This is a genomic window from Sphingorhabdus sp. (assembly GCF_044239005.1).
Classification (GTDB): domain Bacteria; phylum Pseudomonadota; class Alphaproteobacteria; order Sphingomonadales; family Sphingomonadaceae; genus Sphingorhabdus_B.
On the sequence record NZ_JBIICH010000064.1, the window covers coordinates 1 to 12,234 of the forward strand.

The following is a 12,234-nucleotide window of genomic DNA, read 5'->3' on the forward strand; positions in this document are numbered from 1 at the left end:
CACCCGTTTGCGCAGTGCACCCGCCATGGCGCTGTCCGGTGGCGAGCGGCGGCGCTGCGAAATCGCCCGCGCGCTGGCGGCCAATCCGTCGATCATGTTGCTCGATGAACCTTTTGCCGGCATCGACCCGATATCCATTTCCGATATTCGCGACCTTGTGAAAGAATTGAAAACCCGCGGCATCGGCGTGCTGATTACCGATCATAATGTGCGCGAAACGCTCGATATCGTTGACCGCGCCTGTATCATTTATGGTGGGCAGGTTCTGTTCGCAGGGTCGCCCGAGGCGTTGGTCGCGGATCCCAATGTGCGCCGCCTGTATCTCGGCGAGAGTTTTGCAATGTGATTTGCGGCGATGACGGAACCATAACGTCATGGCATTAGCACCCCGTCTCGATCTTCGCCAAAGCCAGTCGCTGGTGATGACACCGCAACTGCAGCAGGCGATTAAACTGCTGGCATTGTCGTCGCTCGAAATTGAAGCGTTCATCGCGGAAGAGGTCGAACGTAATCCCGTTTTGGAAACAGGCAGCAGCGACGCTGCCCCTGATGTGCCGACCGAGGACTTCGCGCCCGCATTGCACGACAGTGGCGAGCGCGCCAGTGACGACCTGCTGAGTGGTGATGGCCAAGGGACATCGGACGCGCTGGATGTCGATTTCAGCACAGAAACGTTCCACCATGATACCCCATCCGACAGTGTGGGCGGGGCCGATGGCATGCTGGGGCTTTCGGGCAGCGCAGCGCCCAGCGGCCTAGACGGCGACGGACCTGATTTCGACAGCTTTGCCGCGCGTGACATCAGCCTGCGGGAACATTTGATGGCGCAGGCAGGGTCCAGCCTGTCCGGACGCCAGCTGTTTCTGGTCCAACAGATTATCGAACATATCGAACCCACGGGCTATGTTGGCGAAGACCTGATGGCGACGGCGCACCGGCTTGGCGTTGCCATGGCGGAAATGGAGGCGGCGCTTTCGGAGCTGCAGCGGTTCGATCCAACTGGCGTTGGCGCGCGAAACCTGTCCGAATGCCTTGCCATTCAAGCGCGCGAGGCAGATCGATATGACCCCTGCATGGCTAAGCTTATCGACAATCTCGACTTGGTGGCAAAGGGTGCGTTTGACCAGCTTAAGCGCATGTGCCGCGTCGACGACGAAGACCTGCGCGATATGTTGATCGAACTGCGCGGCTATGATCCAAAGCCCGGTTGCCGGTTCGAAAGCGAAGATACGCTTGCGGTCACGCCCGACATATTCATCACGCCGCGCGGCGAAGGCTGGGCCATCGAACTGAACAGTGCCAACCTGCCACGTATCCTCATCAACCGCAGCTATGTTGCCGAGCTTGGGCAAGACAAAGCCACAAAAGCCTGGCTAAGCGATTGCATGGCGGATGCGAACTGGCTCATCAAAGCCATGGATCAAAGACAGCGCACCATCGTCAAGGTCGCCACCGAGATTGTGAAGCAACAGGACGGCTTTTTTCGCAAGGGCGTCGCCCATTTGCGGCCACTCACGCTGCGACAAGTCGCCGATGCCATCGACATGCATGAATCCACCGTCAGCCGGGTGACCAGCAACAAATATCTGCATTGCGGACGCGGTCTGTTTGATCTCAAATATTTCTTCTCATCGGGCGTTCAATCCGCCGACGGAGAGGGCGCGTCGGCTGAGGCCGTCAAAAGCCACATCAAATCCCTAATTGATGCCGAGGGCGAGAAGATACTGTCCGATGACACGCTGGTCGATTTGTTGACGGCAAAAGGCTTCGACATTGCCCGCCGCACCGTCGCGAAATATCGCGAAGCTATGGGTATCGGATCGTCCGTGCAAAGACGGCGGCAAAAGAAAATGGGCCGCTAATCACGCCGCAATGTTTGAACGCGCCAATGTTTAGCGGTCGATAAGAATCTTCTCGGCCAATATATGGTCGGCAACCTTATCGACGTCGATTGCGGCGACAGGGTCAGACATCGGCACCAGCGTAGCCACAAGGCCAAGGCGTTTGCCCGCAATGGTCAACGCCTGCCGCAATCCAATCGTGCGGGTCAGCGCGCGCAGGGCCAGCCGCAGCCCGAAGTGCAAGAACAAGCGCCATGCTTTCTTGCGATCCTGTTCAGCCTCTGCCCATAAATCGAGTGCGAATGCGGACTTGGGGCTCATCAACGCAAAGAGATTTGCGCCGGACCATGCGCCGTCCGAAAAACGCAACCAGGTGCGTTTGGCATCGGGAAACTGCGCCAACATCGTCTTGCGTTCCACCATCGCAATGGCAACGTCGCCATCGGCTTTACCCAGAAATTCGGCGATCATATCGATGGTTAACAAGGGGTGGTCCGCGGTGGTCACCAATATCGGCGACGAGAATCCTAACGCATCCACCTGCCGTTTGATGCTCAGCGATATACTGCTCAGGCTTTCGACCAACGTCGCGCCACCTGCGGCATCTACCGCGGGACGCAACGCGTCGGGTTCCTGACATAGGACAATGATTTCACCGATAAGCGGCGATGCACGCAGCGTGTGCACGACATGGCTAATCATCGGCTCGCCGCGCACGGGCACCAAAGCTTTCAGCTTCAGCCCGAAATGCTGTGCAAACATATCCGTACCAGGCCTTTGCCCGGCAAGGACGATGCAGGTCCATTGCGCTTGCAAACAGCTTCTCCTAAACGCGTCCAAATCGGGGGGCACGCCAACGCATTTGGCATACCTTGGGGTGGGGCTTGGCGACCAAATATGAATATTGCAATATATGATCTCGACAAGACCATAACCCGTCGCCCGACCTTTACCCATTTTCTGCTATTTTATGCGCGGCGGACCGCCCCCATTCGGCTGGCGTTACTGCCGGTCTGGATCGCGGCAATGCTGGGATATAAGCTTCGCCTATATGGGCGCAAACCCCTGAAACAATTTGGGATCGCGATGTTTATCGGACGCCAAATCTGTCCGGACATTTTGCCCAATATCGTCGCCGATTTTGCCGAACGGGTTGTGCGCGAAGGCCTTCAGCCGGGGGCCGTTGCACGCATAGACGCCGATCGCGCGCGCGGGGCGTTGCTGGTGATGGCAACCGCTGCACCGCATTTTTATGCGGGCAACATCGGCGCCAAAATTGGTTTTGATGCCGTCATTGCGACGCGTCATATCGGCGAAGCAGACGGCCAACTGACCCACCGCATCGACGGCGAAAATTGCTACGCCGAAGAAAAACTGCGCCGTGTGCAGGAATGGCTGTCGCAGCAAGGCATTAACCGCCAAGACGCGCATATCCGTTTTTATTCGGACGATCTGAGCGACCGGTTCACTTTAGACTTCGCAGACGAAGGTTATGCGGTGAACCCCTCCAAACGCTTTATGAAGGCGGCTGCCGAGGCCAATTGGGGCGTGCTCGATTTCCGCAGCCCTAACGAGACCTCTTCAGCTAGCTAAGCTTTCAATATATCGCCCCAAAGCCTCCGCACCGCGGTCCGAGGCTGGACGCGGATCGCTTTGGTCGGCGGTGTAAGCCATGCGCTGCTCTTGGGCATTGCGATATTGGGCGGCAATCTGCGCATGATCGGGCAACAATGCTACCAACTGCTTGGCCGTGCGGACAACCGGACCGTTGTTCCAGAAATCATATTCTGGCGCGCTACCGGGCACCGCCGCACTGTGCGTATCGATGAAAAAACAGGCGCGCGGGCGATGCAGAAATTCATACACCTGGCTTGAAACATCGCCAATATAGACGTCTGCGGACAGGGTGTAACTCATGTCAAACAAGCGCGCGCTATCCACATCGATCCGGATATTCGGGGCATCATAATATTTGGGATCAATGTCGGGCCGCGTACGGGTCACGCGATATTCGGGCGAAATATGCACCTTTTTATAAAATAGCATCACATGCGGCGCAAAGATCAGATTGTAACGGTCCGCATACTGGTAAAAAAATTCCAATATGTCCGTCCCGTGATCGAACCAGCTGGACATATGGGGATCGAAATGCGGGTTGTATAAAAAGGTCGGCTTGCCGTTATCGAAAAATGTTTCAGGGGTGCGCCCCCGCAAAATGTCGAACTTTGGGTAACCGATGATCCGGCAGCGTTCGGGCGTGGAAACGCCAGCATCCACCATCTGGTCCACAACCTTTTGTCCGCTGACCATCAACAGGTCAAATTCCCGGAATGCAGGGTGAAAAGACACATTCCGGTCCCCCGCCCCATGGGGTACACAGACAAAGGCAGGGCAATGTTTGCGGCTGCGAAATTTGGTCCAATGGCGTTTCAGGGTCAGGCAGGTGCGTTCCGTCGACACGATAGCAACGGATTTTCGTAAGAACGCATTATGCCAATACAAACGCAGGATCCGGTGAACGGGCACAAGCCTGTTCAGGCCGTTGGTCAGCGTCTTGAGCCATTCGGGTAACGCCAGTGACCGCCAATGCAAGGCGGCAATCTGTTCAGGTGTCAGCAGCCTTTCGACCTCTTTTCGCGTAACGTCACTGCCAAAGGCGACAATCGCGCGGAAGGCTTTTTCACGCAACGCGAATGCGCCGGCTATCCCCGCCAAATGCGCCACTTGGTGGCCCGCATCATGGTTGAACAGGAAAATGACGTCCGATTTGACGGACGCCGCAGCCTTCTTGTGTCGTGGATTATTCATACAAAGCGGCATCTATCGCCATTGATAGATTTTTGCGACCAGTTTGCGGCACGTTCAATTTTTTACCTGCACATCATGACATGGCTTTGATTAACGGCGGAAGTGCACTAGTCCCGCAGACTGATCGGGGGTCTGGCGTAATGGCTGAACAAAAACGGGGGAGTGGGCGCCGCATTTTGCAATCGGGCGCTTGGCTGTTCTTGCCAAAGACCACCTCTGCGGTGCTCAGCCTTATTTACCTAGCCGTTTCTACCCAAAGCTTAGGAGCGGCGGAATTTGGCAAATTCATGCTGATCTTCAGCTTTGCCCAGACGATATCCAGCTTCACATCATTCCAAACATGGCAAATATTGATCCGCTATGGCACGACATTGGTGCACACAAAATCCGATCAAAAGCTGGCCGAACTGACATGGTTTTGCCTGATCCTTGATATGATCGGGGCATTGCTGGCGTTCCTGGTCGCGATGGTCGGCGCATGGGCGCTTGCATATAATCAAGGCTGGAGTGATTCAGAGGCAATCGCCGTGGTCGGCTTCACGACCCTTTTGGTGCTGTCCGCCCGTTCGACACCGACAGGACTGCTGCGCATCAACGACCGCTTTGGCGATGCCGCCATTCCGGACATGCTGGTGCCCATTATCCGCCTTATCGGCACTGGTGTATTGGTGCTGACACAGCCTACGGCCTGGGGGTTCCTCGCGGTATGGCTGTTGTCCGAAATGGTGCCAACGATATGGGTTTGGGTGAATGTTTTGCGCCGGCTTAAATTGCCGCTGCGGCTCAGCAGTATGCCAACGCTGCACGGCTTTCAGGAAAGCTTCCCCGGCATTACCAAATTCGCTTTATGGTCCAATATGGGATCCAGCTTTAAGCTGACCAGCCAACAAGTGGTTGCGGTGGTCGTCGGCTTTTCCGTCGGTGCAGCGGCGGCTGGATTTTTCCGGCTTGGCTATCAATTGGGTCAGGTGTTTGCCCGTGTCGGCGACGCCATATCGATGGCAATATTCACCGAATATGCCCGCGTTGCGCACACCGTCGACGCCAAAGATGCCAGCAACTTGCTCAGCCGCATGATTAAAGTGTCCGGCGTTGCGGCGGTGCTCGTTTTGGCAATTGTCGGCTTCACCGGAAAGCCGGCTTTGATATGGATATTTGGCGCAGAGTTTGTCGCCGCTTATCCGTTGGTATTGATCTTGGGCACAGCCACCGCCGTCCAATTTGCCACATTGGGGCTGGAGCCTGCGCTGCTTACCGCGGGCAAGGCTGGGCGCGTGATGCTGTGCAGCCTTGCCGGCGCGATTGTCGTGGTGCTGATGATGATTTGGCTTATGCCCATTTATGCCGAGGTTGGTGCAGCATTCGCGATGTTAGGCGCAGCGGTGGTCAACGCCGCGCTGCTGGTCATTTCCTATCGGCAAAAGATATTGGCCCCCAAACCCGCAGACGCGGCTTAACGCGGCCCGTGCGCCTTTATGAAGGTCGTAACATCGGTAATGACAGACGCCTTGCCCCGGAAGGGGCGGGCGACCGCCATGATGATGTCGGAATGGCCAACGTCGGGATAAATTTTCAGCTGCTGTTTCCCGCCCAGCGCGGCAATCCGTTCCGACAGGACCTTGCTGTTGCGTGGTTTAACCACGGTATCCTTGTCCCCCGTCAGCAACAACAAAGGCGGCGCATCGGCGCGCGCAAAGGTGATCGGCTGGGTCTCGGTTAAGTCGGGCCAATGGCCAAAGGCAATTTTCGATGACTCGGTCGTGAACGGCAAGAAATCATATGGGCCGGCGAGCCCGATCACGCCTTTAATAACGTCCGTCCCAAGGCCCTGCGCCTTCAAATAGCGCGGATCAAGCGCGGTCATCATCGCGATATGCGCGCCGGCGCTGTGTCCCATCAGGAAGATTTGGTCTTTGTTGCCCTGATGCTTGGCAATATTTGCGTGCACCCACGCAATGGCCTCCGCTGTGTCGTCCACAAATGCGGGGAAGCGAACCTTTGGCGATTTGCGATAATCGGCAATGACGGTGACATATCCGCGCGATGCAAAGGCACGGCCCAAAAAGCCATAGCCTTCCCGCTCACCATCGCGCCACGAACCACCATGAAAGAAGATGAGGACGGGGTACGGCGCGGATGCAGCGCCTTCAGGCGCATAGATATCCAGCTTCTGCCGCGCGTCGGTTCCGTAAGCGATTGCCGTCACGGGCGTGCCATCAAACTCGGCCGCCCCGGGCGCCCACCGGTCCGCAAAATCGAGCTTTTGTGGATCGCTCTTATTCCAGAGCCATAAGCCGGAACCGACAAGCGCAAGGAGCAAAGCAATAAGGATATATTTGATCATGCGCGCTATGTGCCGGTTAACCATTGGAAACACAATGACAAACGGGCGTTGGGATACCCCTGTTACCCACAGCATTGAATAAGCCTCAGGCCAACATCGGCGCTTGCCTAACGTCTTGGTTCAACGCATTGTCATTCAAGGGCAGATAATGGGGGTGGAATGTGTCCGAGATAGTCACAGCTGTCCAAAGAGGCAGTCAAGTTTATGTCTATGGCGCCGGACAGCGTCAGCTATGCTCCGTATTTGCCGGCACTGGACCGAATGACGGTCTGAAAGGATATACATCCAGCACGGTCAGCGTGCGTAGAGGCAGCCAAATCTATGTTTACGATCATAAGGGTCGCCAAATTTCCAGCGTATTTGCTGGGAAGTGATGCACGCATTTATTCTTGGGGGAAGTTGATTGAAACTACGTCGTCTTAGGGTGCTGGTGGCATGCGTGCTGCTTTCCGCTTGTGGTGGTGGAGGCAGCACATCGCCCAGTTCTCCGATCATCACGATACCCTCGAACCCCACAACACCGACACCGCCAACGCCGATTGCTTACACGAGCGCGACCCTCGGCAAATCATATCAAATTCACACAGCATCCTCATCCGACGTGGTCCCTGAATATGTGTACGGTGGCGTGACGAACCCCAGAGGTATTGCGGACATTTTCCCGCAAGGGAGCATGGCTGTAGATTTCCAGAAGGATCGGTTCCCCGAACTGATCATTCCGCTGAACAAGGCATATGGCACGCCGGTTTTTGCGCGCTTACCATATATCTACCTTTCCAATGATAACGGCAGATTAGAGTTTCGGCAGGCCGTTAACGACCAATTTCCGTCCGTTTTTGGCGCACGGCGATCTGCGTCTTTAACCGTCAACGGAACGCCAGCAGCATTCTTCGTCGCGCACAACGTGTCTGGGGTTTATAATGACCCCACGGCATATGGCACGGCAGTATTGGCCTTAGGCGGTGCAAGTGGAACGCGGGTACGGGCAGACCTTATTCCCCGCCTGACTACGCAATCGGGTCTTGCGGCGAATGGAACCGATGCCCACGCAATGGCGACAGGGGACATTAATGGTGACGGAAAGCATGATATCCTGATTGCCAACTGGCGCCACAGGGAAGGGTTTGAACCCTTGTTCTTGTTTCAAAACGCCGAAGGTTCATTCACTTCAAGGTCGAGCAGCTTTCTGGATCAACTGAACTCCGTTCCGCTTCTGAACCCAACCCAAATCCCCAACGGGCAGAATAATTTGTGGTTGGATGTACATCTCGCCGATTTCAACGGCGACAAGTACGACGATATTGTTGCCGGGTTTGGGCACGGTTCGGCGTACAGTTATGTGTTCTGGAACAATAAGGGTAATTTCAGTTTCGATGACAAGACGCCGCTTCCCGCAACGGTTTATGGTACAGAAAACACTCTCCATATGGAGACGCGAACCACGGATATGGATAAGGATGGGGATCTTGACCTCATAATCTCCCACTCAAGATATTCCCCTTATTATGGCGGGGACTATCTCCAGATTATCAGAAACGACGCCGGTAAATTCGTCGATATCACCAGTACAGCCATCAGGCAGGACAATTCTGATATTTACGCAGGGTTCTTACAATGGTCTCCTGCGCTCTATGTCAAAGACGTCAGCAAAGACGGAAAAGACGATATAGTCTTTGCCCGGCAGGACGGCACGCTCAGGATTTTCATAAATGAGAATGGTGCATCATTCCGTAACTTCAACGTGTCCCTTCCGCCTTCTGAAGGTAGCGGAAAACTGATCGGTTTCGATGATTTTGACGGCGATGGGAATTTTGAGGCCGTGTATTGGCAATATGGCGGCACTACCGACCGAAAAGATTATTTCGTCAATCTCTACAAACTCATATTCGCGTAAAGTTACACGGCATTATGCGGTGGGCGTTAGTGCGCGCGATTTAAGGAGTATATCGAGGCGGCCGCTTTCAGCACGCACCCGGGCCAATAAAGTAACAACAAAAAAGGGCTCGCAATTTCTCGCAAGCCCTTGATTTTTTTCGGAAAAACCGAAGGTTCGGTTTAGCGTTTCGAGAACTGGAAGCTCTTACGCGCCTTGGCCTTGCCGTATTTCTTACGTTCGACAACGCGGCTATCGCGGGTCAGGAAGCCTTCCGACTTCACAGCGCTACGCAGCAGTGGCTCATATTTCGACAGTGCCTGCGCGATGCCATGCTTGACCGCGCCAGCCTGACCCGAAAGGCCACCGCCCTTGACGGTTGCGATAACGTCATATTGGCCCGTACGCTCGGTGACACCGAACGGCTGGTTGATGACGAGACGCAGCGAAGGACGTGCGAAGTAAACTTCCTGATCACGGCCGTTGACGACAATCTTGCCGGTGCCTGGCTTCAACCAAACGCGTGCAACCGCGTCCTTACGACGGCCAGTTGCATAAGCGCGGCCTTGCGCATCAATTTCCTGTTCGCGAACGACAGCAGCAATCTGAGCTGGTGCCTGAACGTCGGCGCCCAAGGTTTCGAGATCAGCGAGCGAATTTGCAGTTTCAGACATTATGCACCCACCTTGTTCTTGCGGTTCATGGAAGCGACGTCGAGCGTCTTTGGCTGTTGGCCGGCATGCGGATGCTCGGTACCATTATACAGATGCAGCGCGCGCATTTGGGCACGACCCAAAGGACCGCGTGGAACCATGCGCTCAACGGCCTTTTCAAGGACGCGCTCAGGGAACTTGCTATCAAGTACCTTACCCGCAGTGATGCCCTTGATCCCGCCGATGTAACCGGTGTGGCGATAGTAAACCTTGTCGGTCAACTTCTTGCCGGTGAACTTCACCTTGTCGGCATTGATGACGACAACATGGTCGCCGCAATCGACGTGCGGGGTGTAGCTTGGTTTGGTCTTACCACGCAGGATGTTGGCGATCAGGCTGGCAACACGGCCAACAACCAAGCCTTCTGCGTCAATGAGGATCCACGATTTCTCGACGTCCTGTGGACGGATCGATTTCGTAACTCTGGATAGCGTTTTCATCGCTAATCGCACCTTTCGAAATTTTAGTGTTGCACAGAATCACACAGGATCCTGTACGCGAAGCGGTGCCAATGGCGATGAACCGGCTAATAGTCAAGCAAAAGCAAGGGTTTTACGACGGGTATAATAATACCTGTCGGCGTTTAGGCTGTGTCGCGTCCCAAGACATGCGCGCCCCAGACCGTTGCCGCGACCAAAAGGGCGCCGACCGCCTGATGCGCAACGGCAAGGACGATGTTGACCCCCGTCATCACGGTCGCAATGCCCAGCAGCATCTGGATGCCGAACGCGCTATGGATAGCCACAGATGCCGCACGAACGCCTGCTTTCTTCACCCGCCGTGCCATCAGGATCAGCGCAATCACCGCGACCCACGCCCACCAGCGATGGACGAAATGGGTGAGATAGGGGTCATTTACCAAAGCATAAAATGCGCCCTTGGCGGTATCCACGCCATCTGGATAGAAACGGTCGTTCATCAATGGCCATGTGTTGGCGACATATCCCGCATTCAATCCGGCAACCCATGCACCGAAGAGCAATTGGATAAACAATATCGCCAAGATAATGCCCGTAAAGCCAGTGATACGCGCAGGCTTTGCCGATGGATTGTTCGTCAGTTCCTTTAAATCAAGCGCTGTCCAAATAAGGCCGCCCAAGATGGTGAGGGCCGTCAAAAGATGGACGGCAAGCCGGTAGTGGCTGACATCGGTGCGCGCAGAAAGGCCCGATGACACCATCCACCAGCCAATGGTCCCTTGCAGACCACCAAGCGCAAGCAAAGCAAGCAGGCGCGGCTTATAGCCGCTTGGGATCGCCTGCTTGATCCAGAACCACGCCAGCGGTAGCGCAAAGGCCAATCCGATAACCCGCCCCAACAAGCGGTGGACCCATTCCCAGAAATAAATGAATTTGAACTCCTCCAGCGTCATGCCCGCCGGACCGTTAATCTCGGTATATTCCGGAATCTGTTTGTATTTTTCAAATTCCGAAAGCCAGCTCGCCTCGTTCAACGGTGGTAAGGTGCCCGTGATGGGTTTCCATTCGGTGATGGACAGGCCCGATTCGGTCAGACGGGTAATCCCACCCACAACGACGATCGCGAAGACGAGAGCCGCCACGCTCATAAGCCATGTAATCAGCGCCTGAGGGCGCGACGGGCACGGATTGGCTGCGGTGTCAGAATGCAGAGCTTTGTTCATAAGCCGCGATATGCCCCTGATTTCAGCAAGCTGCAAGCGGACAGAGGTTGCAAAAATGGTCATAATGGCTGCAATTTATGCGATGTAATGTTGTAACGTCTAACGAATCGGTGTAGTGCGACCGCAATGACGCAGGTATGGAAAAAATGGCGGTGGGACGGGCTTGGCTTAAGCATTGCTGGCCTGTGCCTTGTGCATTGCCTTGTCACCACGCTTTTGCTGGCGTTTCTGGCATCGGCGAGCGGTTTTTTGCTCAACTCGGTCATTCATGAAACCGGCCTGTTTCTGGCCATTCTCTTCGGCGTGCTGGCGCTTGGTAAGGGCTTTTGGGATCATGGGCTGTTTACGCCAGCTATCGTTGGGGCAGCCGGAATCGGCATGATGGCGGGCGCGTTAACACTGCCACATGGCCTTATGGAGATCGTCTGGACCGTCCTTGGCGTCATCTGCCTCGCGCTAGGGCATTTTCTGAACCACCGCGCATCTGCCTGACGGGCAATTGACCGACTGGCTGTCAAAGCCTACATCATCAACATGGCAGTTCATCATCATCACGAGCATGCAGGCGCGTCGCTTGCCCATGCCGCCGAATCGGCGTTGGTCGAGGCGGGCGAGCAGTGGACCGATATGCGCGCGGATATCTTCGCGGTGCTCGCCACATTTGAAAAACCCGCATCGGCCTACGACATCGCCGATCTCGTTTCGCAAAAGCGCGGTAAGCGCGTTGCGCCCAACAGCGTTTACCGGATACTCGATCTGTTCGTGACCACCAACCTTGCGCGCCGTGTCGAAAGCGCGAATGCATATCTTGCAAATTCGCATCCCGGATGTTTGCATGATTGCATTTTCCTAATCTGCGACAGCTGCGGCACGGCCACGCATATTGATGACGACATACTGACCATGAACGTTCGCGCAGCGGCCGAACATGCCGGTTTTGCCGAGGTTCGCCCCGTGATCGAAGTCCGCGGAAAATGCGCCGATTGCGGGTAGCGCTGGCGCAATTACCCGTT

Annotated in this window: 13 protein-coding genes; 7 read left to right on the forward strand and 6 right to left on the reverse strand. The window is 55.4% G+C overall.

Annotated features, from left to right (window positions below; all coding sequences use genetic code 11):
• Both ACILQA_RS06495 and rpoN read left to right on the forward strand, forming a co-directional pair.
• A partial coding sequence (locus tag ACILQA_RS06495) for an ATP-binding cassette domain-containing protein (protein ID WP_395628970.1) occupies positions 1-346 on the forward strand: 346 nt, incomplete at its 5' end.
• Between the two features lie 28 nt (positions 347-374).
• Positions 375-1,862 (forward strand): RNA polymerase factor sigma-54, encoded by a 1,488-nt coding sequence (gene rpoN / locus ACILQA_RS06500; RefSeq protein WP_395628971.1) that lies wholly within the window; start codon positions 375-377, stop codon positions 1,860-1,862.
• 30 nt (positions 1,863-1,892) lie between these two features.
• On the opposite strand, the gene ACILQA_RS06505 is transcribed toward rpoN, so the two are convergent.
• Positions 1,893-2,657, reverse strand: coding sequence for an NTP transferase domain-containing protein (locus tag ACILQA_RS06505; RefSeq protein WP_395628972.1), 765 nt, complete (start codon positions 2,655-2,657; stop codon positions 1,893-1,895).
• An 81-nt stretch (positions 2,658-2,738) separates the two neighbouring features.
• Between ACILQA_RS06505 and ACILQA_RS06510 the strand changes: the two genes are divergently transcribed.
• A complete protein-coding gene (locus tag ACILQA_RS06510) occupies positions 2,739-3,434 on the forward strand; it encodes an HAD family hydrolase (RefSeq protein ID WP_395628973.1) in 696 nt (231 codons plus the stop codon).
• On the opposite strand, the gene ACILQA_RS06515 is transcribed toward ACILQA_RS06510, so the two are convergent.
• The gene (locus ACILQA_RS06515; protein ID WP_395628974.1) at positions 3,423-4,649 is read right to left on the reverse strand and encodes a hypothetical protein; all 1,227 of its coding nucleotides are present in this window, start codon (positions 4,647-4,649) and stop codon (positions 3,423-3,425) included. The genes ACILQA_RS06510 and ACILQA_RS06515 overlap by 12 nt on opposite strands.
• Before the next feature lie 140 nt (positions 4,650-4,789).
• Here ACILQA_RS06515 and ACILQA_RS06520 point away from each other — a divergent pair, with 140 nt between their 5' ends.
• Complete coding sequence (locus tag ACILQA_RS06520; protein WP_395628975.1) at positions 4,790-6,106, forward strand: lipopolysaccharide biosynthesis protein; 1,317 nt, start codon at positions 4,790-4,792, stop codon at positions 6,104-6,106.
• Here ACILQA_RS06520 and ACILQA_RS06525 read toward each other — a convergent pair.
• The gene (locus tag ACILQA_RS06525) at positions 6,103-6,993 is read right to left on the reverse strand and encodes an alpha/beta hydrolase (protein ID WP_395628976.1); all 891 of its coding nucleotides are present in this window, start codon (positions 6,991-6,993) and stop codon (positions 6,103-6,105) included. The two genes, ACILQA_RS06520 and ACILQA_RS06525, sit on opposite strands and share 4 nt — an antisense overlap.
• A gap of 403 nt (positions 6,994-7,396) precedes the next feature.
• Here ACILQA_RS06525 and ACILQA_RS06530 point away from each other — a divergent pair, with 403 nt between their 5' ends.
• Positions 7,397-8,887 carry an FG-GAP repeat domain-containing protein gene (locus ACILQA_RS06530; RefSeq protein WP_395628977.1) on the forward strand — a complete coding sequence of 497 codons (1,491 nt, stop codon included), beginning with the start codon at positions 7,397-7,399 and terminating at the stop codon, positions 8,885-8,887.
• Between the two features lie 161 nt (positions 8,888-9,048).
• Here the strand turns inward: ACILQA_RS06530 and rpsI are convergent, their stop codons facing one another.
• The 3 genes from rpsI to ACILQA_RS06545 all read right to left on the reverse strand — a co-directional run bounded on the left by rpsI (position 9,049) and on the right by ACILQA_RS06545 (position 11,221).
• Positions 9,049-9,540 (reverse strand): 30S ribosomal protein S9, encoded by a 492-nt coding sequence (gene rpsI / locus ACILQA_RS06535; RefSeq protein ID WP_324478941.1) that lies wholly within the window; start codon positions 9,538-9,540, stop codon positions 9,049-9,051.
• Positions 9,540-10,019, reverse strand: coding sequence for a 50S ribosomal protein L13 (gene rplM / locus ACILQA_RS06540; RefSeq protein ID WP_125229402.1), 480 nt, complete (start codon positions 10,017-10,019; stop codon positions 9,540-9,542). The genes rpsI and rplM overlap by 1 nt, the downstream gene beginning before the upstream one ends.
• A 143-nt stretch (positions 10,020-10,162) precedes the next feature.
• Positions 10,163-11,221, reverse strand: a complete 1,059-nt coding sequence (locus ACILQA_RS06545) for a COX15/CtaA family protein (protein WP_395628979.1) — start codon at positions 11,219-11,221, stop codon at positions 10,163-10,165.
• A gap of 126 nt (positions 11,222-11,347) precedes the next feature.
• On the opposite strand from ACILQA_RS06545, the gene ACILQA_RS06550 reads away from it, so the two are divergent.
• Together ACILQA_RS06550 and ACILQA_RS06555 are read left to right on the forward strand one after the other, a co-directional pair.
• Complete coding sequence (locus ACILQA_RS06550) at positions 11,348-11,713, forward strand: MerC domain-containing protein (protein ID WP_395628978.1); 366 nt, start codon at positions 11,348-11,350, stop codon at positions 11,711-11,713.
• A gap of 42 nt (positions 11,714-11,755) precedes the next feature.
• Positions 11,756-12,214, forward strand: a complete 459-nt coding sequence (locus ACILQA_RS06555) for a transcriptional repressor (RefSeq protein WP_333570292.1) — start codon at positions 11,756-11,758, stop codon at positions 12,212-12,214.
• Positions 12,215-12,234: the final 20 nt, after the last annotated feature.

Coding starts and splice junctions, on each gene's coding strand:
- ACILQA_RS06550 (WP_395628978.1), top strand. CDS start 11,348: ATGACGCAGGTATGGAAAAAATGGCGGTGGGACGGGCTTGGCTTAAGC.
- rplM (WP_125229402.1), bottom strand. CDS start 10,019: ATGAAAACGCTATCCAGAGTTACGAAATCGATCCGTCCACAGGACGTC.
- ACILQA_RS06520 (WP_395628975.1), top strand. CDS start 4,790: ATGGCTGAACAAAAACGGGGGAGTGGGCGCCGCATTTTGCAATCGGGC.
- ACILQA_RS06545 (WP_395628979.1), bottom strand. CDS start 11,221: ATGAACAAAGCTCTGCATTCTGACACCGCAGCCAATCCGTGCCCGTCG.
- ACILQA_RS06555 (WP_333570292.1), top strand. CDS start 11,756: ATGGCAGTTCATCATCATCACGAGCATGCAGGCGCGTCGCTTGCCCAT.
- rpoN (WP_395628971.1), top strand. CDS start 375: ATGGCATTAGCACCCCGTCTCGATCTTCGCCAAAGCCAGTCGCTGGTG.
- ACILQA_RS06510 (WP_395628973.1), top strand. CDS start 2,739: ATGAATATTGCAATATATGATCTCGACAAGACCATAACCCGTCGCCCG.
- ACILQA_RS06525 (WP_395628976.1), bottom strand. CDS start 6,993: ATGATCAAATATATCCTTATTGCTTTGCTCCTTGCGCTTGTCGGTTCC.
- ACILQA_RS06515 (WP_395628974.1), bottom strand. CDS start 4,649: ATGAATAATCCACGACACAAGAAGGCTGCGGCGTCCGTCAAATCGGAC.
- rpsI (WP_324478941.1), bottom strand. CDS start 9,540: ATGTCTGAAACTGCAAATTCGCTCGCTGATCTCGAAACCTTGGGCGCC.